Below are 26,892 nucleotides of genomic sequence, written 5' to 3'. Positions count from 1 at the left end.
GCAAATATGCTAGAAGAAATAAACTTGATATATCCACTAAGTATAAGCTGCAAAAGCAAGAGAGCTACAATATATCCGTCTCCCGTATAATTTGAGTAAATAGCCAGAAATTAACTCAGGGACACAACAAGATTCATGGACGTAAAAGCCGCAGTCGCCTTCGCCGCAGGACAACCACTCAAAATTGAGACAGTCCAACTAGATCACCCCAGAGCAGGAGAAGTCCTCGTCGAGATCAAAGCCACAGGAGTCTGCCATACCGACGCATTCACCCTCTCAGGCGATGACCCCGAAGGACTATTTCCCGCCATCCTCGGACATGAAGGCGCAGGTGTCGTCGTCGAAGTCGGCGCAGGTGTCACATCTCTCAAAGCAGGCGATCGCGTCATTCCTCTCTACACCCCCGAATGCCGCAACTGTTCCTACTGCCTCAGTGGTAAAACCAACCTCTGCCAAGCAATCCGAGTCACCCAAGGTCAAGGCTTAATGCCCGATGGAACCAGTCGCTTTTCGATCAATGGCGAAAAAATCCATCATTATATGGGAACATCCACCTTTGCCAACTACACCGTTCTCCCTGAAATTGCCCTAGCCAAAATCCGCGATGATGCCCCCTTCGAGAAAGTCTGCTACATCGGCTGTGGTGTCACGACTGGCATCGGCGCAGTAATTAACACCGCTAAAGTCGAAGTTGGTTCCAATGTCGTGATCTTTGGTCTAGGAGGCATTGGCTTGAACGTGATCCAAGCCTGTCGTATGGTCGGCGCAAACATGATTGTCGGCGTAGACATTAATCCCAAAAAACGCGCCCTCGCTGAAAAAATGGGCATGACGCATTTTGTGAATCCCTTAGAAGTAGAAGGCGATCTCGTTCCCTATCTTGTCGATCTGACCAAAGGCGGCGCAGACTACACCTTTGAATGCATCGGCAGAACCCAAACCATGCGTCAAGCTCTCGAATGCTGTCACAAAGGTTGGGGTGTCAGCGTGATTGTCGGTGTCGCAGGCGCAGGACAAGAAATCAGCACCAGACCATTCCAATTAGTCACAGGTCGCGTCTGGAAAGGCACAGCCTTTGGTGGCGCAAAGGGACGGACTGACGTTCCCAAAATTGTCGGTTGGTATATGGAAGGCAAAATCGATATCGATAGCCTGATTACGAACGTGATGCCGATTGAGGAGATCAATGAGGCATTTGCAATGATGCATAGAGGTGATGCAATTCGGACAGTACTAACCTTCTCATAGATAGAAGATAGTGGCGTGCCACTATCTTCTATCTAAACTGTTCCATTAACCATGCAGTTGTTGCGGACTGGTTTTCTTGGCGACTACGTTGCAGAGCTTGCTCCAAAATCTCCAGCTTCAGTCCCGACAATACTATCGATTCACGAATCCGCTTAGTACTACCATCCATCGCAATTGTAAAAGCAAAAATTTGCATGGTCTGAACATTCACAATCCAATATTCCGAAATACCTAGCTCCTCATACTGCAAGCGTTTTGTGCCTAAGTCATCGGAGATAGAGGTATCTGATATTTCAATAACCAGATTGGGTAATGGATATTGATTTAGATCAATAATTCTGGTTCCCCAAGGTATGACATCAGCTTTGTCACCAATGTAGTACGACGCATCAGGCTGAAACTCAGTAGCTCCTGTTTTACGATAGGAACAGCCATCATGTCCATTGATTGGTATATTTCGCAAAGCTGCAAATACACCAACACTCAAGATAATAGTCATGTGATCTTTAGAATGATCGGAGCCTGTGGACATATTTTCCAACCTCATCTTGCCGTTGTAATAGTAGCTTTTAAGCTTGTTGGAGTCTGGGGCATCGGCAATATTGACAAACTCTTCCCAAGGCACAGCTATCCAAGTATCTAGTGAAGTTTTGGTTTGCAGTAGGGGCATGGTGTTCACCGAGGGACGCAAATAGGCGATCGCGTATGTTTTATTTTACATTGCCCAAACAAAAAGAGAAGCATCGCTAAGCGATGCTTCTCTTTTAAAATCAAAAAGCGCTATGCGCTATTAACAACTAGACAGCCGAGAAGTTAGCAGCGACGAAATCCCAGTTGATTAGCTTTTCAACAAAGTTAGCCATGAAGTTAGGACGGCTATTTTGGAAATCCAAATAGTAAGCATGTTCCCAAACATCCATTGTCAACAAAGGAACTTGACCTTCATGAACTAAAGGATTTTCTGCGTTAGGAGTCTTGGTGATCTTCAACTTATCGCCTTCAGCAACGAGCCATGCCCAGCCACTACCAAATTGAGTAGCACCAGCATTTTTAAATTCTGTTTTGAAGTTATCCAAGCTACCAAAACTAGCATTGATAGCATCCAACAAAGCACCAGTAGGAGCGCCGCCACCAGCAGGCTTGATGCCGTTCCAGTAGAAGGTGTGGTTCCAAACTTGAGCCGCGTTATTGAAGATTCCAGCTTTGCCTTCTTTGTAGCTAATCTTGATGATTTCTTCTAAGGATTTGTCAGCAAGATCGGTATCTTTAATCAGGTTGTTGAGGTTATCAACATACGCTTTATGGTGCTTACCATAGTGAAATGATAGGGTCTCAGCAGACATACCCGAAGCTGCGAGAGCATCTTGGGCGTAGGGTAAAGATGGGAGTTCAAATGCCATTGTTGTTTAACCTGTTAAAGTTTGAAGTGATTTCTCAGCTTTAAGTATTGTTACAATTATAATCGAGATTGTAAACCGTAGTAGTTGTTACAGCTTTATATTTTAAGGATTGCGATCGCCAAATTCCCCATCCATCGCCCCATCGACTTTCGTAGATTTAGTTAAAGCCATAAAAAGTCCAAAGTGATTAGCAATACCAATGCTGAATATCAACCATGAATAAAAGAGATTTATTACTAACTGGAGCCGCGATCATTGGGGGCTTTTGGCTATACCAATTTGGGCAGAAATCCAGAGAGTCCACATCCCTAGACTCAGCGATCGCATTAGACACAGTAGACTTAACTAAAGCAACTAAGAAATATCAAATTATGAAAACTGAAGATGAATGGAAGCAAGTTCTTACCCCAGAGCAATTTAAAGTATTGCGTAAACACGGCACTGAGCGGTCATTTAGTAGCCCACTAGATAAGGAATATGGTAAAGGTGCTTACAACTGTGCAGGTTGCGATTTGCCATTATTCACATCTGATACGAAGTTCAATAGCCGTACAGGTTGGCCGAGCTTTTTTGCACCGATTGAAGGCGCGATCGCCACTACGACTGATACCTCTTTGTTTATGAAGCGCGTTGAAGTGCATTGCAGCCGATGTGGTGGACATTTAGGGCATGTCTTTGATGATGGGCCAAAACCTACAGGACAGCGCTACTGCATGAATGGAGTTTCTCTCAAATTTATTCCTGCCTAAACTACCGCAATTACCACTTTCACCAAACAAGAAATTTTTTACAAGTGTTGCTTCGCAACACTTGTAAAAAATTTCTTGTTTGGGTTTAAACGCAAAGCACTTTAAAAAGAGGCGGTGCAAAGTACCACCTCTTTTTAGTTACGTCTTTCTATTCCATTTTGAACAGTCGTCACATTAGAAGGTGGGCGCGTCCAGTTAAAATCACTAATCCGAATCAGAAACTCCCCCAACCCTTGATTGGGGTTATACCGAACCAATACAGAATAAGTACGCCTTGCATATTCCAAGGAATATACAGAGTCAAACAAATTACCACTATCTAAGCTCCAACTCTGTTGAATCCCAAGGCGAATTGGCCCATAAATTTGCTGAACTATTGCTGCGGTAAGCACTCTCACATCGGAGACCTGATCAAAGAAGAATGGCGATTTACCACTAGCAAATGCTTGGGTATAGCTCATGCTTAACGCCGTATAATCAAGAAAATCCTTAGCGAAATGACCAACTTCCGCCGCTAGCCCCACAGTTCCATATAAAACTCCTTGACTAGCGCCATTAGAATAGAAAGAAGTCACCCCTTGCGCTGACAAAAAGGCATCTAATTTCGGCACAATTGGTTTTGGAGAAAAGCGTAATCCTGTTTCTTTTTCGGCGGGTAATGGCTCACCGCGCAACAGCGGAAAAGCCCGACTTACAATCGCAGCACCTTGGACTCTAATTAATGAGCCAACGGTACTCGGTTGCAGATCAGATCGTTGCGCCCCAACCAACTGAGCAGAAGCTTGATAGCTTACAGAAATTTGAGAATCGCCAAGAACATAGTTGGGTGATAACAAAGTTGTTCCCAAAATGTTATTTACATCTTGAAATCCTAACGAACCATTGAAAACGCGATCGCGAAAAGCATACTGTGAGAGCAAAGTATGGTTACCAAACACAGGAAGCTGATAGGTAGCATTAGCTCGTAACAAAGAATCAAGCCTAGAGAAATCTAAACCTGAGAAACTGGCTCTTGCCGATAAACTAGATCCATCGTCAAAAGCCCCACTTAAAGTCGCCACAACCCCAATAATATCGAAGCCTGAGAATCCACTCTGACTGGAAAAAGCACGTTGAAGCAGCAATTGTGGTGATAACTGAAAACTCAAGTTAGGTTCAGTAACGACATCAAAACTCTGTTGATAAAATACACCGCCGCGATCAGTGCGATCAAATCCCACCAACGCAGGAGCAAAACGCTGAAAGCGATCAAGCGTAATACTATTAACTGGCAATGGCAGAGAGAAGCCTTGATCAAAAACAATACGGGGTGATTCTAAATCCAGACGGTTTTGGGTTGGCGAAATCGGTGTTAGAGTCGCCTTACTAGTGGTCAGTTCTAGTTCAGGTGGACTGAAAGGATCGTTAGTAACGCGCAAATTTTCAGCAGTCCAAGTCTCCCCATCCAGAATTAAGCGATCGGCAATAAAACCAAGACGGCGTACTTGCCCATCATTGGAATTTCCTGACCCGATCGGGGATATGGTGATGGAGTTGCTGGCAGTTTCCGCAGGCGATCGCGATACTTCAGAACTATTCAAAGTACCAAGATCAACGGCTCCTGATGCATTCAGAAGTTCGCCCTTAACATTGCCGTAATTATAAGTAAGCTTTGAACCACGAATTTTTTGATCGCCACGTGTAAAAAATACATTACCTTCAGCGACAACTTCTTGCGTTTTGGTATTTAACTGCACGCGATCGGCTTTAAGCTCAGATTTTTTGTAATTAATGAAGACATTGCCTTCAGCGACAAATACCTGCGTGTTGATGTCATATTCTTGGCGATCGCTGACCACATTTAACTTTTCACCCACGCGCGGTGGCAAGACTGGACGAGGTTTATCGTTAGGCTTGGGTTTAGGTAAACTGTTTGGCTTGATTGGGCCAGCTTGAGCAAGCAGCTCGACTTTAAATTGCTGAGCGATCGCATCGGGATCAGGCAATGTTTCTAAAAGAAGCTGTAGCTGCGCTCTCACCTCTATCGGCAGTTCAGCAGGTAATTTAGAAATACGACTAGGCAACGTTGGCGGTGATGACAACGTTTGACTAGAGCTAGCCTGTCTCACCTCAGCATAGGAGCTAGGTGGCAGTTGAGTTGAAGGCAGTGGTAAGAAATCCATACTTCAACTAAGTTTACAGGATTTTTCTCTGAGATATAGCTGTCATACTAAAACATAAAACGGCATAGCCTTTTTGTGTTTTTAAAACCTTTACTGGGTTTGGCTTTCAATTTACAAAAGTATGACGACACTTTTGTAAATTGGGTTCGCTACTGCATAAAATAAAAGCGTTGCTTTGGGCAGCTTTTATTCTAATACTCGTCTAGTTGCGAATTTGCACAGGCATGAGAAGATAAGTCATTTTGCTTGCCCCAATTGGTACAAGCACGGCTGGACTCGTTGGGTTATTCATCTGAATTTGAATTTCATTACTTGGCAGAGCCTTTAAGCCGTCCAGTAAATATTTAACGTTAAAGGCTATTTCCACGTCTTCACCCGAAACTTGAGCAGGTAGAGACTCACGTCCTGCGGCGACATCAGGAGCCTCAACGGAGAGGGAAACTTCTTGCCCTGTGGAATCAATCGAAATTTTGACAATGTTGTTTTTTTGGTCAGCCAATACGGCAATGCGCTCTAAAGCCGATAAAAACAATTTACGCTCTAAGGTCACTTGCCGATCAAAGCGACTAGGAATCAATTGGCGGTAGTTAGGATAAGTACCATCTAAAAGTCGGGATATCAAGATTTGGTTAGCACTTTGAAAAATCATGTTAGCGCGATCAAATTTAACCGCGATCGCCCCCTCGGTCTGTTGATTGAGCATTCGTTCTAGTTCACGCAAGGCTCTAGCTGGAATCGTCACTTCTAGATTAGTCGTCACTGTATCCCCTGTCACAGGCGGCTCATCTGCATCCAAAAATCCTGTCTGTAACACAGACAAGCGATGCCCATCAGTAGCAGCAAACTCCAAGCGATCGGCACTTGCCGTTAGATGCACACCCGTTAGAATTCGCTTGGTTTCATCAGCCGAAGTGGCAAACAGGGTTGAGGCAAGCCCACTCAGCATCGACTCAACTGGCAGATAGGTAGTTTCACCATCTTCGCCAATTTGAGGCAATTCAGGAAACTCTTCTACAGGCAAGCCATGCATTTGGTAGCGCCCTGAACCACAGACAATCGATACCATCGTGTTGTCCTTGTCCACGCTAAGCGTAATGTCTTCGTCGGGCAACCGCGACACAATGTCGTTGAGCAACTTCGCAGGTAGGGTAATCGATCCCGCCTCGACGACTTGAGCAGGAAAGGACACCTGAATTCCCAGATTGAGATCAAAAGCCGTCATACCAAGGCTTTGATTGGAGCCATCCGCATCTAAACGAATATTTGCCAAGATCGGATGTGTGGGACGAGAAGCAACTGCACGACCGACAAGGGCAAGATTAGCAGCGAGTTGATTTTGGGGACAGACTAGTCGCATAGTTTGGCAAGAGGATTTCTAAACTGTGGTGAAACTGAGTTGTGAGATTGAACGTGAAGACTAAATTTTAAATAAACTTTTTAAGTTTTTATGAGGATGCAAAAAATTTAGACTTTTGCTGTCTAGGCAGCTTTAATTTTTGAGTTTAAGTTTTGAGAATTTTTTAAGGTTTAAAGATTTTTATAAAAATCGGGAAATGTGTTTAAAACTACTTTGCAAGAAAAACGAGAATTTTTAAATAAACTTTTCAACAAAAGTTTTTTACTTTTTATTTTTTTGATTTGTGGAAGCCAATCATACCATCGTTGTAATTTTTTGCACTATCAAAATCAAATTTAAAATCTCGTTATTTTTTCATTCGATCTAATAATTACTCTTTTAAAGAATAAAAATATTAAATAGTAGTAGTAGGGGCTGTGGAAAATGTGGAAAACTCGGAGAAAACTTTATTTGATAGTACTTCTAGCATTTTTTACCTGTGGATAAACCTGTGGATAAAGTGGCTAGTTTTCCACAGAGTATAAATACCTAGTAAAAGTTTTCCACATTTATTCAAAAGTTTTCCCCAGATATTAACTACTTTTCCACAGAAAGATAGTAGTTTTCCACAGGTTTTCCACAGGCTAAAAACAAATAACTAGATTTATCAACAGATCAACAACCAAAATGTTTGTAAAAAACTCTTTTGAAATTTATCCGTGAAATCTTAACAATACTTAAACAACCAGAATTTATAAAGATCAAAATTGCTTTTGCTAATTTCCTGATTTGGGGAATTGCCACTTGATTAGTAATTTTGATCTGTTGATCCCGTCTTAATAAACCTAAAATTTTAACTGTATTTTGATCGTGATTGTGGACTTAGACCCAAGGCGATCGCCAAATTTTCTCTATGATTTCTTTACGCATCCTTGGGGATTGATATAGTGATGAAAAGTTAAATTGCCTGATTAAATTTTAAATATATTAAATATAGGTTTAGAAATTGTGATTAAGATTGTGCTTAAAAATTTGTTGAGTCGCCTATGTTTGGGGGCGATCGCCTTACTATTTAGCTTTAATTTATGTATAGGTACGGCTCTGGCTTTGCAGGTATCAGATATCCCTGACTTAGATGAGATTAAGACTCTGACTGAACAGACTTGGGTAATTGATGACTCTGAGGTACTGAGTGCTTCTACTAAAGGGGCGATCGCTAGCAAAGCCGAAAAACTAGCAGAATTAACGGGAATTGAAGTGCATGTGTTAGCCATTCGCCGCATTGATTTAGGTCAACCTGCATCGGAGTTTACCTCGGAACTATTTGATAAGTGGTTCCCTACGGATGTGGAAAAGGCGAATCAAGTATTATTATTTATGGCAACAGAAGATCATCGCACGGCGATTCAAACTGGTGCAAAGGTTAAAGAAGTTCTGCCCGATAGCATTGCCAATAGTATTGCTGATGAGACGATGCTCTATCCTGCGCGTAAGGCTAACTATAACCAAGCTGTCAATGAGGGAATTGCACGTTTAGAAACAGTTTTGAAGGGTAATCCTGACCCTGGTGCGCCTCTATTAGCTGTAGAAGAAACGGAAACGAGTAATTATGCAACTAAGGAAGAAACAGAGGCTAGTTCATCCAATGTGGTGGTAATTATTTTGCTGATTTTGGCAACGCTTTTGCCAATGGCGACCTATTATTGGCTGCAAAGTCAACCTTAGAACCCAAAATAAGAATGGCGGCGCGAAGCGCCGCCATTCTTATTTTGAGAGACGGGCTTTGCCCGTCTCTCTTAGTTGTCATCAAAATCTTGGGCTAAATTTGGGGGCGTAACAGCTCGAGTAACTCTCACCTTATGGCTTTCTCGTTGAGTTTGCGCTTCGATCGCGATCGCTTCAAAGGCTACATCAATACTACTGAGTGGAATCGATATATTGGTACGGGTTTCAATAAACTCGGCATTAGGAACCTTACTAAAATCTAATAACCAACGTGGTCCATCGACAATCATGCGAGTTTGCAAATCTTTAATCCAGAACTTCACGAAGAACTTAGGGGAGATCGCAGGTAAGCGCACCGTTATTTGCATCGGTGTTCCTGAGAGCATCTCACCTGCGGGAATAATGATCTCAGGGATCGGAATAGGTTCTTGGTCTGATAAAGCCTGTGGTGTCGATTCCTGAATATTGCGAATTGTTCGAGCGGTCTCCGATAAGGTGGAGGCAGTAGCATTATGGCTGGTAACAGTGCTAATGGGAAAGCTATTGGGATCAACAGATTCTTCCCAAACATATTCATTTAAAATGAGGTCTGGCTCGGAGGTAAGTAAACGATCTAGTTCGACATCAAGTTCGAGATCGAGTTCAGCAAGACTAGTCGCTTCGGCGATCGTGCGGGGAGATTGTTCGGGGTTATCTAGATCGATGGATATGTTGGTTGAATCACTAGCTCCTTCATCTAGTAAAGGATCACTGGGGGCAAATGTATCGAGTAATAGTTCTTCCGTCCGTTGGTTGGCTTTTTGGGCAGCGATCGCTTCCGCAGATAAGGTTTGCAGCTTATTCAGAAAACGATTACTACGAATACGGGAACGCTGATCATTAGGCGATGGCAGTGGATTACTGGTAAATTGTGAAGTTTCTAGCCGTGGTTGTTCGAGTAGCTCTTCGTAGTTTTGAGGAAGTTCCTCTTCAAAGCTGTAAAGTAGTTCTGGTTCTTCTTCATAGGCTAATGGATTTTGGTGATCAATATCAGCTAAATCACCAGTATTTATCGGATGAAATTCTGGTTCGATTTCCTGAATATCATCAGCTTCTACCTGTGGAAAACTTTGAGAATAATTATCGTCTATATCTGGATTTGCTAGATTCAAATCTTGATTTCCAGCTTTATTTTGTAGAGATGGTAAAGATGGTAATGACAAAGCAGTGGCAGGCTTTTGTTGCTCTAAACCCTCTCCCTGATTAGCTTTAGATCTATTAGAAGGTATGGGTGGAAGACTAAGCGAATTGGCTGGTTTTGGTTTTGGTGATAGATTTTCAGGTTTATTTTCCGTTGGTGGCGATACCTGTGGAAAACTCTGTGGAAATTGTGAGTAACTAGGCTGATCGATAGATGTTTCTGTAGTTTGAGAATGCTCAAGAGTATTCTCTGGTGGTGAATATCTTTGAGCTTCTTTAATGAGTTCAGGTAGGACTCTTGATGCAGGATAGGAAACAGCGATCGCCTGTTGCGTTACAAACAAATCCATATCCTGCTGAAAGTCTTGCTGGGGGTGGATTTGTACATCACCAATCAGGACTTGAATCTCTGAAGGTGGCGGCACAGTAATTTGATAACTGAAGGGGATTGCGCCAGTTGCGGGATTGCGATCGCTAGAGTTGACGATCGCGAAGCGCTGATTGACGATGATATCAAGGGTTTGGGGATCTTTGAGGCTGACTTCGATTTCTCCTTGAGTGTAGACTTCTCCTGTAAGCTGGAAGCTGTTGTCCTCATTGAGAATATATTGCGGCTGTTTTAAGCGTAATAGAATACGAGGCTGAAGGGGAGAGTCTGTTTCTGTGAAAATGTTTTCACTAGATGGTTCTACCTGTTCCAACAGATTAGGATGATCGTGGGGAAGTTCTACTTCAGATTCTAGATCTTCGTTATCAATTACTTCATCAAGTTCATCTTCGTCATTAAAGAGGGCAAACTCTTCAAACATTGATTGGACAAGTTCCGTTGATCTCTGCTCAGCAATATCGAGAATTGGCGAACTATAACTTAGCGGTGTTGGTTCAGTTTGGATAATTCCCAAGGCATTAGTATGGGCTTCATTGGGAATTTCGGCGGGATTGTCTAAATCTTCTTCAATATCGCTATATTGCCACTCTGAACCTGATTCTGATGAGATTTGAATGACATCAAACTTGACTGTCTTTTTCCATGCAGGAGTTGAATTAGTATTTGCACCAGTATTTGCTGAATCTGTACCAGATTCCCCATCAGGTTCTGTAGCCAGACAATCAATCTGCCATAGCCCTGGCACAAAATTGGTGTAGGGCATCACGATTAGCAAACCATCGTGGCTGATGCGCTTGGCAATTTTTTGTTGAAAAGGCTGATGCCGCACATCGGCAAGAGGTCGATAGGCGATCGCAATTCCAACTAGCGCATTTGCTAAAGCAGAGCGTGCAGCAAGTCGATACTGCCCTTCTAAAATCTCTACGGTTGGAGATTCTAAGGGCAACCAGGACTTGTCACCTTTGCGTTGTAGCAAAAACTCCCAGTTTTCCATATTCGGCGATCGCGGGTTAAGGCGGTAAGGTGTGCTTAGTTATCGCAAATACTAACCGATCTAGGCTTGTATAGCAATTGTGTTTAAAGAGGTGACGCGAAGCGTCGCATCTTTGATTTCAAGAATTTTGAAAGGGTTGCGAAGCAACCCTTTCAAAATTATCCTGTGGTTTATTGACTAGATAGAAAGACCGAGTTTAAGTCCTAGCAAGGCATGGGCTACCAAAAGTACGACGATTGCACTGCCTAGATAGGCATGGGCATTGCGAAGTAATGGTTGATTACCACCAAACCCAGTGAGCGAAATTGTGCCATTGATGGCTAGCAAGGTCAAGACAACTGAGCCTGTAATAAAATGGGGACTCTCTAGCAAAGGTTTACCCTGCATCACCAGTGACAGCAATCCGCCTGTATAGCCTGCGGCTAAGAATACGGTCATCAGAGGAGCTACTTTGCGATGATCAGCTTTGTTCTTGGTTGCAACTTCAGTATCTGTAGTCGTGCGACTGCGCCATCCTGAAATTGCCACAAATGATCCCATTGCGACAATGACGATCCCCATAAAAAATGGATGACCCCAGTGGGTAATTGGTTCGGGGATATGTAGGGATTTAAATTGCTCGGAAATTGGCTGAAGTGACTCAGCGAGTCTAGTGGCTAGTTCAGTCATAGATTTGGAGTAAATTGGATGGAAAACTACAAAAAACTTTACATTCTTTAATAATTGTAGCGTTTTTTGCTAGGTTTCCCCATGGGTGAACTTGTAGGATTGCTATAGTAATAACGATTCACAAAAGTGTGATCACACTTTTAGATTTTAAAACCCAAACTCAGTAAGGGTTTTTAAAATCTAAAATGGCGTAGTTATTTTAGATTTTGGGATGTAGCAATGCAAGTTTGGCTTAGGACATAAACCTAGAAGATGAGTTGCGGCGCTTCGCGCCGCAACTCATCTTCTAGGTTTATGTTTGTGCTATAAGATGTCTGTGTCGATTACGCTATCGCGATTGCGGTAAAACAAAACAGGTGATTCAGGTCGAACAGTCGATCATGCCTTTGGAAGAGATACCTTTGGAAGAAATAGATTCCCAAAATAGACGATCGCTAGAAATATTGGCTAGAGCGATTAATCTTTTTCAGGGATCTTTTTCGCTGATTATTGTTAATTGTAATTACCGTAGTCTTAGACAAAAGCTACTAACTGCATTAGCCTCAAACACAGGATCGCGATACCGTGAGATCTGGTGGCAATCCCATGAGACTCTGTATGGCAAATTGCAAAATCTTTGGCGCAATGGTCAGATTGAAAATATTTCGGCTCTAATGTGTTTGGGGTTCGAGCAAACTTATCCTGAAAATTTAGAAGATTTATTTTTAGAAGCTAACCTATTTCGCGATCGCCTAAAGCAGCAAATTAAATGTCCACTGGTATTGTGGCTGAATGATCGTGAACTCCAACAGTTATGGATTAGCGCTCCTGAGCTAGCAAATTTGGCAGCCCCGCCGATCAAATTTGGATTGACACATGCAGAATTAGATACAGAAGTTAATCAACAAGTAGCGCGATTATTTGAGATTACTAGAGATCCTCAGATTCCCTTATTTTGGCAAGACACCAAAATCGATGCTGATTATGAATCATTCTCCTACAGTGAGCTAGAGTTGGCGCGGCGAGAATTGAGAATTGCTCAATACAACAATAATCAAGAGATTTCCTTAGAATTAGAAGCAAAACTAGATTTTGTCTTAGGACGGTTATTGTGGAGATCTTCTGAAGCTATAGCTAGTGATGTGTATGAAGAATCTCAAGGAGAAGTCCATAGTGTCTCGCAAATTTACTATCAGTGCAGTCTTGCCTATTGGCAAAAAGTAGATCGACCGATTGAGAGTGGTATCGTTTTATTTTATCTAGGGAATTTGTGGTGGCATAATTCTTTTGTAAATGGGCGGTTGGCTCATGCGTCTTGGGGCAAGGCTAAACAATTTTTTGAAGAAGCGATCGCCGCTTTGAAGCAAGCCCATCAATGGGACTTAATTGCTAAATATAGCCGAGCCTATAGTGGTGTGCTTGAACAACTCAAGCAATGGCAAGAACTAGAAATATGGATTGAATCATTGTTGCTATTGCATCAACAGATGCCCCTTGAACTCGCTCAAGATTATGGATACTTAGCCAAAATTGCTGTCGAAAGAGGATTATGGCAGCAAGTGAAAGATTATGCAGGTAAAGCTCTCGCTACGTTAGATCCAGTTCCTGTTTTTCAGGAAGAAAGCCTGACCCACAATTGGTTGCGGATGCGCCATATTCAGCGAGGTCAATATCAACTCTTACTCACCCAGAGCTATCTTCAGCTTAAGGAACTAGACCTAGCTTCAAGTGTAATTGAAGCGACGATCTCTAACTTTAATCTTAATTATGAACCGAAACTCTATATTCGGTTTCTCGATACTTTTCATGATATTGCCTTTACTCAAGGTCGCTATCTCCAAGCATTCCAAGCAAGACAAAGACAGCGATCGCTAGAGCAGCAATATGGACTGAGAGCTTTTATTGGTGCTGGCACTCTCCAGCCTAAACAAACTTCTCCTAATGCCAGTATTACGGAGTTAGATGCGAGTAAGTTTGACATCAATACTGTTGAAATTGCCGCTTCAGGGCGTACTCAAGATGTGGAACGCTTAGTGGAGAGGATACTCTCCATTGAGCATCAACTCACGGTAATTCATGGCGAATCAGGAGTTGGTAAAAGTTCATTGGTAAATGCAGGTTTGCTCCCTGCTCTATTGCAGCGATCGCTGACAGGGCAAGAGTTACTACCAATCAAGATCCATGTTTATACAAATTGGATTAATGTCATTTCTGCGGCTATTTATAAAAGTCTTCATCCTCATACCAATGGCTTCAGTAGAGCAGATGTCTTATCGAGAGATCGTGAGGCTCAACATTTACTACATAAGTTTAGACAATTAGCGTCTCAAGGCACTCAGATTGTTTTAATCCTTGACCAGTTTGAAGAATTCTTTTCTACTTGTACCCAATCAGCGGAAAGACAAACTTTTATTGATTTTTGGCAAAATTGTCTAAAAATTCCCCTACTCAAAATCGTAATTTCTCTCCGTGAAGATTATCTCTATTTGCTCCTAGAACTAGAATCGGCGCATCCAGAAGTCGATATCTTAAGCCGTAATTTTCGTTATGCATTGGGAAATCTCTCCCCATCGGATGCTAAATCTCTGATCGAAAATCTCACTGACCATGCCAATTTTCCTCTTGAGCCAATCCTTGTTGATGAGTTGGTAAAAGATCTGGCAGGCGATCGCGGGTCAGTGCGCCCGATCGAATTGCAACTAGTTGGCTCTCAACTGCAAGATCGCAATATCACCACGCTTGCCGCCTATCTTGCGGCTGGAGCTAAGCAACGTCTTGTCGAACAATCAGTTGAAGAAGTAATTCAATCCTGTGGTAACGCGGCTTTTCTCGCTCAACAGGTATTGATCTTGCTCACTGATGATCAAGGTAAACGTCCATTGCGAACTTACAATGAATTGCGAACAGGATTGTTGTCTTACTCTAGCAATACTGAAGATCTTGATTTAGTTTTAGAAATTTTAATTGGCTCAGGTTTAATCTTCCAATTGTCTGAAGTTCCCAGCAATCGCTACCAACTTGTCCATGATTATCTAGTTTCATTTATACGTGCTAATCAAGAAGCAGGTTTACTAAATGAACTACGCGAAGTCCGCTCCTCCGCTCAACGTAGCCAAGCTAATCTCAATCGCCTGACAAAGTTTGCCTTGATAGGAACAGTTGTGGGACTGTTTGTGATGGCGGGTTTAGCCTTTCAAGCCAATCGTCAGCGCCAGCTTGCCGAATTTGGTGAAATTGAAGCATTGATTTCTTCCGCCAGCTCTAGTTTTTTGCTCAATCGTCAATTGGAATCACTGGTCACCATTGTCCAATCTGCGAAGAAATTAAAAGACACAGATGAAGGAATTGATAAAACTAGGATTACCCAATCATCCTTTGAAAATCTGCAAACAATTGTCTATAACATTCGTGAACGCTATCGATTTCAATCAATCAAAAGGGATTCTCCATTTTATGCCGCAAAATTTAGTCCTGATGGTAATATTTTTGCCTTTGGTAGTTTTGATGGGAGCGTAGATCTATATCAAAATAACGGCAAGTTGATCGCCCGCTTAGTTGGTTTGAAAACAAGTGAGATTCGCGGCTTAAGTTTTAGTCCCGATGGCAATAGGATCGCTTCCGCAGGAAAAGGCAAGAGTGTGAGGATTTGGGATATTCGCACTGGTAAATTGATTAGTAAGTTCTACGCCCATGAAGATGATATTTTTAGAGTGAATTTTCATCCTGATGGTAGAAAGTTGCTGACTGGTAGTAAGGATGGCATTGTCAAGCTTTGGGATAGCGATCGCGGCGTTGAACTGCTGACTTTAAACCCTAAAAATGTTGGTAATAACTCTCCCATCAAAGAATCTGGCGCGATCCAAGATACAAGTTTTAGCCCTGACGGTAATTTGATTGTGACGGCTAAAAACACCACGATCGCACTCTGGGATTTGCAAGGTAACTTACTCGCGAGTGCGATCGCCCATGATCAAGAGCTTTACAGTGTCAAATTTCATCCCAATGGCAAACAGTTGCTAACTTCGGGGCGAGATCAAACGGTGAAGCTTTGGCAGATTACTGATCAAAATCGTCAAATCCAATTAATCCAAATTTTGAAAGGAATCTCAACCGATGTGTTGAGCTTAAACTTCAGTGCCGACGGTGAGAGGATTGCGCTTGCTTCTCAAGATAGTACGATTCAAATCCTTAACTCTGACGGAACATTAGAAATGAAATTAGGCGGACATACCGATGGCATTTTTGATGTTAACTTCAGTCCTGATGGTCGCTATCTCCTATCTGCTAGCAAAGATCGAACTGTGAGGCTTTGGGATCTCAAAGCTACTTTGCTCAATACCCTCTATGGACATACGAGTAGTATTTGGTCAGTGAATTTTAGCCCTGATGGGAAAATGTTTGCCTCAGGTAGTGTTGATAAAACTGTCCGTCTTTGGAATGCCGATGGAACCTTTAGAAAAGAACTCAAAGGACATGAAGATACTGTCTATGGTGTTAGTTTTAGCGCTGATGGAAAAAAACTCGTCACTTCTGGTGATGATAAAACTGTAAAGATTTGGGATAGTGCTACGGGTAAACTATTGCATTCACTGAATATTCATGGAGCAAAGCTCATCTATGCCACCTTTAGCCCAGATCAACAGCTTTTAGCGACTCTTGGTTGGGATAACAAAATTAAAATATGGCAATGGAACAATACCAATAATCCTAAGTTATTGCATGTGCTAGAGGGGCATAAAGGTACGGTCTGGTCGATCGCCTTTAGCCCTGATAGTCAGTCAATAGCTTCGACCAGTAATGATCAAACCGTGAGAATCTGGAATGTGAACAGTGGTCAGAATGTGCATACGATGGAAGCCCATACGAATGGAGGTCTGTCGGTTGCCTATAGTCCCGATGGTAAACAGATTGGCTCGGCTGGTAAGGATGGAAACTTAAAACTATGGAATGCTCAAACAGGTGCTCTTGAACAAGTAATCTTAGTGGCTCCTGATGTTTGGATTTTTGGCATGACTTTTAGTCCCGATGGTAAGGCGATCGCTGCGGCTAATGCCGATAAAACTGTCAAAATCATGGATCGGGCTAGTGGTAAACTGCTCAAAACCCTATCTGGACATACCGCAGAAGCCTATGCTTTAACTTATAGTCCTGACAGTAAAAAAATTGTTTCCGCTAGTCGCGACAATACCCTCAAATTGTGGAATGCCGAGACTTTGAGCTTTAATGAACTAGTTCAAAGAGGCTGTGTGCTATTAGAGAACTATCTGGAATCATCACCCACATTGCCTCTAGAACAAAAACAAATGTGTCTTAAGAATTAATTTATTTTTGTGATGCGGCTTTGCCGCATCACAAAAATAGCACTTTCCGATCAAAGGAACCACAATAAAATTTTTGAAAGTGTTGCAAAGCAACACTTTCAAAAATTTTATTTGTTTGGGGTTGAATGCAAATCGATGTAATACCAATGCACAAAAGTGTGACTACACTTTTGTGCATTGAAAACCAAACCCAGAAAGGGTTTTCAAATAAAGAAATGGCGTAGCCATTTCTTTATTTGGTATAAAGCAGCCTCGCCGCTTTGCGCTCAACCCATTATTCTCTTGATGATTGCTATATGATCGAAAGCCGTAAACTATAGGAAAAAGTAATGCAAGACCAAGAAACAAGCTGGCAATCCTTAGTCCTAGTTGCCATAGTAGGAATTCTCGCGGTTATCAGTTTTAACTCATTTGTGATTATCAACCCTGGTGAAGCAGGCGTGTTGAGCATCTTGGGGAAAGCCAAGGATGGGGTATTGCTAGAAGGTGTTCACTTTAAGCCGCCTGTCATTTCGCAGGTCGATGTCTATGACTTGACTGTGCAGAAATTTGAAGTGCCAGCCCAAAGTTCTACCAAGGATTTGCAACAACTCACAGCAAGTTTTGCGATTAACTTTCGCCTTGATCCGATTGAAGTGGTCACGATTCGTCGTACTCAAGGGACTTTGCAAAATATTGTCTCCAAAATCATTGCTCCCCAAACTCAAGAGTCTTTTAAAGTTGCCGCAGCAAGGCGCACTGTGGAAGAGGCGATTACCAAGCGTGATGAACTCAAGCTCGATTTTGATGAGGCTTTGAGTCAACGCCTGAGTAAATACGGCATTATTGTTTTGGATACGAGCGTTGTTGATTTGAATTTCTCGACTGAGTTCTCTAAGGCGGTAGAAGAAAAGCAAATTGCTGAGCAACGCGCTCAGCGAGCCGTATATATTGCTAGAGAAGCAGAGCAAGAAGCTGAGGCAACCATTAACCGTGCTAAGGGTCAAGCTGAAGCACAGCGACTATTGCGTGAAACTTTGACTTCTGAGTTGTTACAGAAACAAGCGATCGAAAAATGGGATGGCAAGTTTCCTCAAGTATTAGGAGGAAATGGTGCGGTTCCATTTCTTAACCTAGATATTACAAAATCTCAAAAGTAATAATAAAGAGTGCGCGAAGCGCACTCTTTATTATTACTAAAGCCCTTTCGCGTAACTCTGAATTTCGCCAATGTCGAATACTGCCCCAAACTTCAATCCTTCCTTAGCATAAAGCTCAGCCCCTCCCTGTTGGCGATCGACGAGTGTCAATACATGAGTCACCGTATAACCTGCATCACGTAACTTTTCGACAGCAAATAATGCTGATTGCCCCGTTGTCACCACATCCTCTAGTACTACCACATTTGTATTTGGTGCAAGCTCTGGCCCCTCTATCCAAGCGGCTGTCCCATGTCCTTTGGGTTGTTTGCGAATAATCAGTGCAGGAATTGGTTTGTTTTCGTAGGCTGAGACGACACTGACTGCGCTCACGATAGGGTCAGCACCTAATGTTAATCCTGCAACTGCTCCAGTGCCTATTGGCAACATTTCTAATAGCACTTGTCCAGTCCACAATCCACCAAAGGGATGCAGTGTAACTAACTTGCCATTGATGTAATAGGTGCTTTTTTGTCCAGAAGATAGCGTAAAGTCACCGCTTTTGTATGCAAGACGACAAAATAGATCCAGTAACTTTTCACGATTTGAATGTTCCACAACTTTGATTTCGTTTTTGAGCTTAATAAATACTTTTTTAGTGTAAAGGCTGCTTATCCCCTCTCGATAGTAAATTAAAGTGATTTATACCAAAGGACAAAATGGCGTAGCCATTTTGTCCTGTTAAGACCCTAAGATTTTTGTTATAGCAATGCAAGTTTTGCTTAGGACATAAAACCCAAAATATGAGTGGCGGCGCGAAGCGCCGTCACTCATATTTTGGGTTTTGATTTGTCCTAGCTATCTCTTACGTTGCTATAAAAGTGTTGCAAAGTAACACTTTTAACAAAAATCTTAGGGTTTGTCCCTGAAAGCAGTCAATTTATGACTGGATCTGCTACATTAGTCAGCGTCCAAACTGTGAGGATTCATACTTATATGAGTACTAAGTTCTCGTGGCTAGCTTCATCACTAGTTGCAGCATCAACGCTACTAGCCAGTGGTGTGGCTTTTGCCGATCCCCTACTTACGGATCAAAATCAATATCCTCGAAACTTTCCTGCTACCTACCCTCAGGCTCAGAACAAAGTTTTAGATATGACCTCTGATCCTAACTTACCTAATGCCTATATTCAAACCACATTTAGGGATCAATGGATTGAGCGGCAATCTAACGCTTTTAGAGCAATGAATCGAGAAATGCTGGACTTGCAAACTCTTAGCGATGCGACTATTCGCACTCGTGATTTGCCTAGTTCTTACTGCTCATCTTTGCTAAGTGAAGGATTTAATGCTTGTGCTGCTCCCGAAGAACCTGCTCCTGCGGTTCCTATGCCTAGGTTTGAAGCTCCTGCCGTCCCTTCTCGTCCTGTTCCAGCCTTGTGGTAATCGTTGGAATTACCCTAAATAAGTTTTTTGTGTTGAGTCTAAAATAAAACCCCAATAATAAAGGCGGCGCGTAGCGCCGCCTTTATTATTGGGGTTTAAATATTGCTATGCATTATTACTCACTTTCAGGCAAATTCTCATTGAGAGGACGAATATTTACAATTGTGCCACCCATCCGAGCAATACTCCGCATTTGTTCGTTCATGCGATTGTATGGCACTTGGATAAAGACATTATCCATAGGGCGCATCGAGTAGTTAAAGTTTGTAGGTTGTTTGTACTGATTGAGTCCAGATACTTCATAGACAAAAAAGCGAGTATCTGTGCTGGAAGTAGAAGGTGTCATAAAAGTAAATTTTTAGTTGTAAATAGTTTAAATTTGAATGAAATCAATATGGGCTTTATGGTTTTCAAGTTGTCGTAGACAACTTGAAAACCACGATATTACTGAGCGATCGTCACACTAGCGACTTTTCCACCCATTTTATTGATGCGTTGCAAGGTGCTGTTCAACTGCTCGTAGGAAACGATGTACTCTCTATTGACGCGGCGCACTTTTGGATATCTTTGTAAAGTGGCTGCGGCAACTTCGATGCGATAGAGGCGATCAGTTGAACCTGTGGAGGAACGACCAAAAGCGCGATTAGGCATGGAACCTCTGGCTGGACGATAAGCCCATCCGTCGGTACTGCCAGAAGCACCAACGATCGCGGAAGCACTATTTTGAGCAAGCTCAGTTGCTAATCTCGAATTATTACCTTCAAGTTGAGCGCGATCGCTGTTAGCGTATCCACGATAGAGGCGGAACATTCTGGTAAAGCCAACGGTTCTATCGCCAACTTTATTGTCGAAACCACGGTAGTAAGGTACTGTCGCGTCACCAAAATTAGCTTCGTATTCATCCGAATCAAGGTAGGAATCAATATCAGCATCAAAACCTTCATTTTGATAGCGATCAAGATGCTCGACTACTTCAGCTTCGCTGTAGGGAGCGCGTCCCAAAAGATGCTTGAAGTTTAGTTCAATGACGCGAGTGTGAAAATTAGGGTAGAGAAACTTAGTTTTGTAAAGCTCTGACTTGGCAACAGCACGCACAAATTCACGGACGGTGATTTGACCATTGCAAAGTAGAGACTCTAAAGCTGTTAAGCGCTCTGATGCCATGATGTAATCATTGCCCAATACATGACGATAAACGGCATTAATTACTGCTTGGGCATTCTCTGGAGTCCAGTTAGGACGGAGTTCGGTGGGGCTGGTCTCACTATAAGCAGAAGTTCCCAAACGGGAAGCAGCATTTGTAATCACTATATTTTGTTCTCCTTTGATGTTTGAGCAAGTTAGAGTTTAACCGCTTTTTTATAGCTAGGCAAAACCGAGCTATAAAAAAGCGGAGTCTCTTAGAGCGCTTGGCGCTGAATTAAAATCTAAATTATGTTAAAGGTCTTAATTCAATACCTTTAACATAATTTAGGCGATCGCATTAAGCAAGAGAAATTTGCGTAATGCGGCTACCACGTTGGTTGAGTCTTTGTAACGTGGGTGAAAGTTGATCGTAGGAGACTAAGTACTCGCTGACACTGCGACGAATTTGGGTAGTCCGTCCGCGATCGGCTTGAACTGCTCTAACTCGATAGAGTTGTCCACGATCATCACCAGTATTGCCAGATAGTGCTTGACCAAAATGAGGAGTGCGGATTGGATTAGCGCTATTACGAGCAAGATCGTCTGTGAGCCATGTCGATTTGTTTTTGCCTTGAGCGCGATCGCTGTTAGCATAGCCACGATAAAGCTGGAACATGCGGTTGAAATCTACGTTTCTACTGCCACGTTGAGTCTCAAATGCTCGGTAATAAGGAACGATCGCTTCGCCAAAATTCTCTTGATATTCGTCAGAATCAATATAGGAATTGATTTCTGCTTCATATCCATGGTCAATATAGCGATTGACATGTTCGGTAATCTCTGCCTCATCATGGGGAGCGCGTCCCAACAGATGCTTAAAGTTCAATTCGATAAAACGAACTTGTGGTGTGGAGGAGAAAAACTTTGTCCGATACAATTCAGACTGAGCTAGAGAGCGGACAAACTCACGAACGGAAATATTGCCACTAGCAAGCAGAGATTCTGCACTAGATAAGCGTTCTGACAACATCAGATGCTCGTTGCCAAACACCTGTCTGTAGGTTGCCGAAATAACTGCTTGAACGTCAGAATCACTCCAGTTTGTCCGTAATTCCACAGGAGAGGAATTAACGAAAGGCTCAAATCCTAAACGGATTGCTGCCGCAGAACTTGTCATATCGAAGCTCCTTAATAAATTTTTTAATGGTTTTTTAAAATTTTTTAGTTATTTAGTCGGCAGGCTATACCGACTAGCCTAACCAATATAGATCAATAACAGACACAATGCAGAAAACGGTAAGCACCTCCCCTCAGGGTGTACTTACCGTCTTCGGGATTTTCTTTATTGAGATAATTTTGGTGTAATGAATTGATTCATTACTTCCTCAAGAAAATCTTAGCTGAGGGCATTGATTGCGTAGTCAATGTAGGAATTAGCTTCCAAAGCTGCATCTCCGCTCAAGCCATGATTAGCTTTGATCGATTTCAAAGCTTCAACATACCAGCTAGGAGCTAGATCGAATGCGCGGTTGATTTCGGTCAAACCACTTACGAGGTAGTCATCCATAGGACCTGTGCTACCAGCAATGAGGCAGTAGGTGATCATGCGGATGTAGTAGCCGATGTCACGAACGCACTTTGCTTTACCACGAGGGGTAGAAGCGAAGTTGTTGCCTTGTTGTTGGGTGGTGTAGGGATATTTTTGGTAAACAGCATTTGCTGCACCTTCAGCCAAGCTAGAAGCTTTAGCGCTCAATCCTTTAGCAGCATCAAGGCTAGCTGCGGCTGTGCGTAGACGACCAAAGGCGGCTTGCATTTCGGGAACACTGAGATAGCGTCCTTGAGAATCGGCGGTAGCAACTGCTTCGGTTAAAGGAGTTTTCATACTTAATGTACCTCTAGGAATTTATATGAGAAGTTTTGAAATTGCGAGAAAAAGAAAAAAATAAAATATTGCAAAAAGTTAATGCAAAAAATTTAATGATTAACCTACGGATGCTGCTGCTTTATCGAAATAGCTAGCTAGTTCAGCGATAAGAGCGCTACAGTCGCCACGGGTTACGCCATTAGGATCGTTAGCAAGTGCGATCGCTGCTGCTTTCATCTTGTCGATGCCAACTGCTACAGATCCACCAGGTACGCCCAATGCGCTGTAGGTTTCACGCAAGCCATTGAGGCAACGATCTTCCAATACGCTAGCATCGCCAGAGAATACAGCGTAGGTTACATAGCGAAGGATGATGTCCATGTCGCGCATACAAGCGGCGATACGACGATGGGTGTATGCATTTCCACCAGGAGCGATGAGTTGAGGCTGATCTTCAAACAAGGCACGAGCTGCATCTGTAACGATCGATGAAGAGCTAGCGGTGATGCGATTAACGACATCCAAGCGCTTGGTGCCATCTGCAACTAGTTGCTTCAAGGCATCAATTTGAGAATCACTTACAAAAGCTCCGCGAGTATCTGCCTGAGCAACTACTTTAGTAAAAGCATCTAGCATTTAAAGAATCTCCTTTTTTTTAAAGATGTATAAAAGCGAATCATTCCTAGCCTAACTATTGTTGTAGATATCGATTTATGCAGATATCCAACACGAATAGAATCTTAAGTTTTACTTGATTAAACGATAACCAATTTAGATCAGGCTTACTTAATAGAACTAAACCTCAACTGAATAAGTGTTTTGGCTTAGTGGCTTTGGGATTAAAACGATTAAAACAACTAATTTGTGCAGTTTTTGTGCAAAGCGTTGAGTGATGTATATCAAGTTAGATAAAATGAATACAGAAATCACAGAACCTTTGCTAGTCAAGAGCTTTAGATATTTATACTTAATTGCTAATTGTTAAGTGTTCTTTGTATTTGATCTTATTTCTTAATATAAAGATTAATCACAAACCATTTTTTTTAACCGTTTTACCTTGTGAAAATTGCCTACAACAAAGAATAGGGTGATGTTCTACAATTTTCTTCTCATTATCTTGGGTAGGCATTTGTAAATAGATGAATAAATATTAAGCAGGTTGCGTGGGAATATGCTTAATATTTATTCATAATTGAGAAAGGCTTTGATGGTTTCATAAAGGAGATCTAATTGGTTCAGATCTCCGACTTTTTTTGTGCAAGCAAAGATAATTTGTGCTTGCACAAAAAAAGTCGGAGATCTTGGCTGCCTGCTAATTACGTTCGTCGAACTCACGTTAAAATGAGGAGAAGCTAACTTAAAGGCGCGGAATCCTAAATGTGGAATCTGTAATTCTGTAATATAGATGGACTAAATTGCCCAAAATAAAAAACTCTTGATTTTTAATCATGTGGTGGTAACAAGAGTTCTGCTTCAATTGCATCCCACGTTGCAGGGGAGAGTCTAGCTGCTTCTTTCTTGCATTTGAGGAGGATGTCGATGCTATAAAGATATTTGTTTAAAGCTTGGGATTCTTCATCGTTGTAAGTAATAAGTTCTTCAGTCAGGTGAAAGGCTTCGAGATAAGCAGATTTAACTAGTTCAGCTACTTTATTAATTAGGGTAATATTTGATTCTTCTTCAGCAGATTTAAGATCTTGTAATTGATTTGTAAATTGGGACAATTCTAGTTCTGTGAAGATGCCTGATTTTTCTAATTTGTTGTCTCTGGCGATGATTCTAGCAATAGGTCTAGTACTCAAGGTTTCGATGGTGATGGCAATAGCGATGTCTTTGGCGATGGCTCTATCGATGGCGGCGATGGTGGCGATGGCTCTGTCGATGGCGATGGCTCTGTCGATGGCGATGTATCTGACGATGCCTTTGGCGATGTCTCTGAAAGCCCTGTTGCTGTCAATAGCGATGTGGATGGCTCTGGCGATGCCGATCGCAACCGCACGTTTAGCCGCAGGTTTAAAATTACCTGATGAACCTGCCGTAACTTTATCTGCCCATTGCAGTAATGCTTTCACCTTAGGATGACGTGCATACTGTTTTGCTGTTTTGTGCATTTCTAGAAGAAGTTCATCTGAACCTCTATCTACCATCAAACCCGAAGTCAATAGAAATACTTCTCTCCATCGCTCATCAGTTAGATATTTCTCTACCATCTGCGAAACTTGACCATGAGCATAGATATATCTTGCCGTCAGATATTCCTGCAAAGTCAAGTGCGATAAAGAATACACATCCTCAACTCTTTCTACCAAGATACCTTGCTGAATAGCGATCGCATCTAAAACCTGTTCCCCACTCAGTTGTTTAGGCGCATTCAGGTTACTTGATAAAAATTTCTTAATTCGCTCAACCAATTGAGATTGAGGAATAAATAAGCGATCTGCCTCAAAACCCTCACAGGCAATTTCTGAAAGCAACACTTCCTCTAACTCTACGCTCAAACCCTCATAGATTGCCTGTCGCATAATCCGCTTTTCGGCAGCCCATTCCTCCAAGAGAATCCGCAAAGCCTTCTTGTATAGCCCACTGCGATTATTGGCAAAAGTCTGTGACTTGTCATAGGTCAAGCATAGAAAGGTTAGCAAAATCGGACTATGGGCAAGTTCCTTTGCCGCTTTATTTTCATCACGTTTTAGCAATTCCCAACAAAGCGCCGCCGTTCCTGCCTGTTTATCTTCTTCGGAACGAAACCAGTTATTGATAAACTGCTGAATCTGTTCATCATCAAACTCCGACAAAATTACATCGCTAAAGCGCTTGAAATTGTAGCGATAGGCGGCAGTACGACAGGAGGCAATGTAGCGATTTTTGTCGTAGCGATCTACAAAATCTTGAATCGCATCAATAACGGAGTTGACATTCGCCGAAGGTACTTCATCCAGACCATCTAGCAAAATCAGCAATTTGCCCTTTTCTAAAGCACTTTCTGTAAATTCTTTAGGCTTAGGAAATCCACAGGTAGTAAACTCCGCCTCAATCAACGCCTTGAGATCGATTTTGCTTTCAGTAAATTTCTTAAGCTCTAGCAAAACTGGAATGGCTTGATGCTTAAAGTTGCCCTTTTTTCCTTTAAAAGATTCCAAACCAATTTTGCGAAGAAAAGTAGATTTCCCTGCCCCTGGAGCGCCCAACACCATCAGAAATTGCTTTTGACTCGCAACAGTAATCCCATCTTGCCTTTCCTTAGAGCGATATCGCAGTAATCTCTGATCTGCTTTACGATAAAGCTTTTCCAAATCATCAATAGTTGCGAATTGCTGAACCTCATCCTCACCAAGTAACTGAACCGTCGTAAATACATCATCCAGTTTGACAGGATCTCTCATTCCCAACACTTTAAGTTCGCCATGACGCTTGGTGTAGCTCTTTATATACTGACCTGCCGCCTTAAATACGACATCCTGAAAATCCTTACCGACATCTCGATTCATCAATCGAGCAATTAGACCTTCAGATTCCTTCTTGCCACTGTCTTTGAGTACATCAAGCATGATGCTAACTAGAGGCGCGACAAATGGTTCTAATCCAGTCATGAGATTTCGCAATTATAGTAGCCAGATCCTAAAGGATTTACAGTTGCTTGTAAATTAAAATTCGTTTTTCTCCCAGTTCCTTTTAAGCTAAGCATCTAGGCAACGGGGAAATATCAACACAGATATCTGCGAATGAACAAGTAGATCGGCGAAAAAAAGCTATAGACTGCCCAGATCTCCGTCTTTTTTTGTGACTAGCAAAAGTGATCTGTAATTGCACAAAAAAAGTCGGAGATCTTAATCTCAGCTTTAAAATGGATGTTACATAGAACAAGCATAGTCCTAATGTTTTAATGTCATATTGAAAGAGGGCTTGGAGACCAAGCCCCTTGTATCTAGGAAGAAAAGTAAAGGATAAAATCTTTACTACAATCCGAAAAAGCAAAAGCAGAGATAAACTCGTTCTGCCCCTAGGGACACCAAGCCCGTACTGTAGATAGAGTCGTCTCTGCTTAAACAGTGAAAAGTAAAGACTGGACAGTATCAGAGGTCGCCCAACGGGTAAACCTGCATTCACAAGGATAGTTCAATACCACTGATTGCTTGATGGACAAATCTAGCAAGAGGAATGCACCCACCAATGAACAATAACAATG

Annotated in this window: 19 protein-coding genes and 1 pseudogene; 7 read left to right on the top strand and 13 right to left on the bottom strand. The window is 42.2% G+C overall.

Annotation, left to right across the window (positions count from 1 at the left end):
• Positions 1-135: 135 nt before the first annotated feature.
• Positions 136-1,248 (top strand): S-(hydroxymethyl)glutathione dehydrogenase/class III alcohol dehydrogenase, encoded by a 1,113-nt coding sequence (locus tag B9G53_RS17430; RefSeq protein WP_094534558.1) that lies wholly within the window; start codon positions 136-138, stop codon positions 1,246-1,248.
• Positions 1,249-1,276: 28 nt separating this feature from the next.
• On the opposite strand, the gene B9G53_RS17425 is transcribed toward B9G53_RS17430, so the two are convergent.
• Positions 1,277-1,918, bottom strand: a complete 642-nt coding sequence (locus B9G53_RS17425; protein WP_094534556.1) for a Uma2 family endonuclease — start codon at positions 1,916-1,918, stop codon at positions 1,277-1,279.
• Positions 1,919-2,045: 127 nt separating this feature from the next.
• The gene (locus tag B9G53_RS17420) at positions 2,046-2,648 is read right to left on the bottom strand and encodes a superoxide dismutase (protein ID WP_094534554.1); all 603 of its coding nucleotides are present in this window, start codon (positions 2,646-2,648) and stop codon (positions 2,046-2,048) included.
• Between the two features lie 215 nt (positions 2,649-2,863).
• On the opposite strand from B9G53_RS17420, the gene msrB reads away from it, so the two are divergent.
• Positions 2,864-3,397, top strand: coding sequence for a peptide-methionine (R)-S-oxide reductase MsrB (msrB, locus tag B9G53_RS17415; protein WP_094534552.1), 534 nt, complete (start codon positions 2,864-2,866; stop codon positions 3,395-3,397).
• 134 nt (positions 3,398-3,531) lie between these two features.
• Here the strand turns inward: msrB and B9G53_RS17410 are convergent, their stop codons facing one another.
• Positions 3,532-5,559, bottom strand: a complete 2,028-nt coding sequence (locus B9G53_RS17410) for a DUF3769 domain-containing protein (protein WP_094534550.1) — start codon at positions 5,557-5,559, stop codon at positions 3,532-3,534.
• Between the two features lie 202 nt (positions 5,560-5,761).
• A complete protein-coding gene (gene dnaN / locus B9G53_RS17405) occupies positions 5,762-6,916 on the bottom strand; it encodes a DNA polymerase III subunit beta (protein ID WP_094534548.1) in 1,155 nt (384 codons plus the stop codon).
• 987 nt (positions 6,917-7,903) lie between these two features.
• Between dnaN and B9G53_RS17400 the strand changes: the two genes are divergently transcribed.
• Positions 7,904-8,620, top strand: a complete 717-nt coding sequence (locus tag B9G53_RS17400) for a photosystem II repair protein Psb32 (RefSeq protein WP_254923702.1) — start codon at positions 7,904-7,906, stop codon at positions 8,618-8,620.
• Positions 8,621-8,691: 71 nt separating this feature from the next.
• On the opposite strand, the gene B9G53_RS17395 is transcribed toward B9G53_RS17400, so the two are convergent.
• Positions 8,692-11,181 (bottom strand): hypothetical protein, encoded by a 2,490-nt coding sequence (locus B9G53_RS17395; RefSeq protein ID WP_094534544.1) that lies wholly within the window; start codon positions 11,179-11,181, stop codon positions 8,692-8,694.
• Between the two features lie 177 nt (positions 11,182-11,358).
• Positions 11,359-11,850 carry a DUF4079 domain-containing protein gene (locus B9G53_RS17390; RefSeq protein WP_094534542.1) on the bottom strand — a complete coding sequence of 164 codons (492 nt, stop codon included), beginning with the start codon at positions 11,848-11,850 and terminating at the stop codon, positions 11,359-11,361.
• A gap of 356 nt (positions 11,851-12,206) precedes the next feature.
• Between B9G53_RS17390 and B9G53_RS17385 the strand changes: the two genes are divergently transcribed.
• Both B9G53_RS17385 and B9G53_RS17380 read left to right on the top strand, forming a co-directional pair.
• Positions 12,207-17,150, top strand: coding sequence for an AAA family ATPase (locus B9G53_RS17385; protein WP_141211811.1), 4,944 nt, complete (start codon positions 12,207-12,209; stop codon positions 17,148-17,150).
• 329 nt (positions 17,151-17,479) lie between these two features.
• Positions 17,480-18,289: a prohibitin family protein gene (locus B9G53_RS17380; protein WP_094534538.1), complete on the top strand. Its 810-nt coding sequence runs from the start codon at positions 17,480-17,482 to the stop codon at positions 18,287-18,289.
• A 36-nt stretch (positions 18,290-18,325) separates the two neighbouring features.
• Here B9G53_RS17380 and pyrE read toward each other — a convergent pair whose 3' ends face one another.
• Positions 18,326-18,886, bottom strand: a complete 561-nt coding sequence (gene pyrE / locus B9G53_RS17375; protein ID WP_094534536.1) for an orotate phosphoribosyltransferase — start codon at positions 18,884-18,886, stop codon at positions 18,326-18,328.
• Between the two features lie 324 nt (positions 18,887-19,210).
• Between pyrE and B9G53_RS17370 the strand changes: the two genes are divergently transcribed.
• Positions 19,211-19,714, top strand: a complete 504-nt coding sequence (locus tag B9G53_RS17370) for a hypothetical protein (RefSeq protein WP_094534534.1) — start codon at positions 19,211-19,213, stop codon at positions 19,712-19,714.
• 115 nt (positions 19,715-19,829) lie between these two features.
• On the opposite strand, the gene B9G53_RS17365 is transcribed toward B9G53_RS17370, so the two are convergent.
• From B9G53_RS17365 to B9G53_RS17345, 5 genes are all read right to left on the bottom strand, one after another.
• On the bottom strand, positions 19,830-20,060 hold the full coding sequence (locus tag B9G53_RS17365) for a phycobilisome linker polypeptide (RefSeq protein ID WP_094534532.1): 231 nt from the start codon (positions 20,058-20,060) through the stop codon (positions 19,830-19,832).
• A 98-nt stretch (positions 20,061-20,158) separates the two neighbouring features.
• Positions 20,159-21,025: a phycobilisome linker polypeptide gene (locus tag B9G53_RS17360; RefSeq protein WP_094534530.1), complete on the bottom strand. Its 867-nt coding sequence runs from the start codon at positions 21,023-21,025 to the stop codon at positions 20,159-20,161.
• A gap of 172 nt (positions 21,026-21,197) precedes the next feature.
• On the bottom strand, positions 21,198-22,016 hold the full coding sequence (locus B9G53_RS17355; RefSeq protein ID WP_094534528.1) for a phycobilisome linker polypeptide: 819 nt from the start codon (positions 22,014-22,016) through the stop codon (positions 21,198-21,200).
• 219 nt (positions 22,017-22,235) lie between these two features.
• On the bottom strand, positions 22,236-22,724 hold the full coding sequence (gene cpcA, locus B9G53_RS17350; RefSeq protein WP_094534526.1) for a phycocyanin subunit alpha: 489 nt from the start codon (positions 22,722-22,724) through the stop codon (positions 22,236-22,238).
• A gap of 99 nt (positions 22,725-22,823) precedes the next feature.
• Positions 22,824-23,342, bottom strand: coding sequence for a phycocyanin subunit beta (locus B9G53_RS17345; RefSeq protein ID WP_094534524.1), 519 nt, complete (start codon positions 23,340-23,342; stop codon positions 22,824-22,826).
• A 724-nt stretch (positions 23,343-24,066) separates the two neighbouring features.
• Between B9G53_RS17345 and B9G53_RS29120 the strand changes: the two are divergent.
• A pseudogene (locus tag B9G53_RS29120) lies at positions 24,067-24,111 on the top strand (hypothetical protein); the annotation flags it as partial.
• Between the two features lie 37 nt (positions 24,112-24,148).
• On the opposite strand, the gene B9G53_RS17340 reads toward B9G53_RS29120, so the two are convergent.
• Positions 24,149-26,296, bottom strand: coding sequence for an NACHT domain-containing NTPase (locus tag B9G53_RS17340; RefSeq protein WP_094534522.1), 2,148 nt, complete (start codon positions 26,294-26,296; stop codon positions 24,149-24,151).
• Positions 26,297-26,892: the final 596 nt, after the last annotated feature.

The organism is Pseudanabaena sp. SR411, from assembly GCF_002251945.1.
In the GTDB taxonomy this organism is placed as follows: Bacteria; Cyanobacteriota; Cyanobacteriia; order Pseudanabaenales; family Pseudanabaenaceae; genus Pseudanabaena.
The sequence above is the reverse complement of the archived record's forward strand: the minus strand, read 5'-3'. Positions and strand labels throughout refer to the sequence as shown.

Excerpts from the sequence above, each read along its gene's own strand:
- B9G53_RS17430 (WP_094534558.1), top strand. The coding sequence starts at position 136 with ATGGACGTAAAAGCCGCAGTCGCCTTCGCCGCAGGACAACCACTCAAA.
- B9G53_RS17425 (WP_094534556.1), bottom strand. The coding sequence starts at position 1,918 with ATGCCCCTACTGCAAACCAAAACTTCACTAGATACTTGGATAGCTGTG.
- B9G53_RS17420 (WP_094534554.1), bottom strand. The coding sequence starts at position 2,648 with ATGGCATTTGAACTCCCATCTTTACCCTACGCCCAAGATGCTCTCGCA.
- msrB (WP_094534552.1), top strand. The coding sequence starts at position 2,864 with ATGAATAAAAGAGATTTATTACTAACTGGAGCCGCGATCATTGGGGGC.
- B9G53_RS17410 (WP_094534550.1), bottom strand. The coding sequence starts at position 5,559 with ATGGATTTCTTACCACTGCCTTCAACTCAACTGCCACCTAGCTCCTAT.
- dnaN (WP_094534548.1), bottom strand. The coding sequence starts at position 6,916 with ATGCGACTAGTCTGTCCCCAAAATCAACTCGCTGCTAATCTTGCCCTT.
- B9G53_RS17395 (WP_094534544.1), bottom strand. The coding sequence starts at position 11,181 with ATGGAAAACTGGGAGTTTTTGCTACAACGCAAAGGTGACAAGTCCTGG.
- B9G53_RS17390 (WP_094534542.1), bottom strand. The coding sequence starts at position 11,850 with ATGACTGAACTAGCCACTAGACTCGCTGAGTCACTTCAGCCAATTTCC.
- B9G53_RS17380 (WP_094534538.1), top strand. The coding sequence starts at position 17,480 with ATGCAAGACCAAGAAACAAGCTGGCAATCCTTAGTCCTAGTTGCCATA.
- B9G53_RS17370 (WP_094534534.1), top strand. The coding sequence starts at position 19,211 with ATGACTGGATCTGCTACATTAGTCAGCGTCCAAACTGTGAGGATTCAT.
- B9G53_RS17365 (WP_094534532.1), bottom strand. The coding sequence starts at position 20,060 with ATGACACCTTCTACTTCCAGCACAGATACTCGCTTTTTTGTCTATGAA.
- B9G53_RS17355 (WP_094534528.1), bottom strand. The coding sequence starts at position 22,016 with ATGACAAGTTCTGCGGCAGCAATCCGTTTAGGATTTGAGCCTTTCGTT.
- cpcA (WP_094534526.1), bottom strand. The coding sequence starts at position 22,724 with ATGAAAACTCCTTTAACCGAAGCAGTTGCTACCGCCGATTCTCAAGGA.
- B9G53_RS17345 (WP_094534524.1), bottom strand. The coding sequence starts at position 23,342 with ATGCTAGATGCTTTTACTAAAGTAGTTGCTCAGGCAGATACTCGCGGA.
- B9G53_RS17340 (WP_094534522.1), bottom strand. The coding sequence starts at position 26,296 with ATGACTGGATTAGAACCATTTGTCGCGCCTCTAGTTAGCATCATGCTT.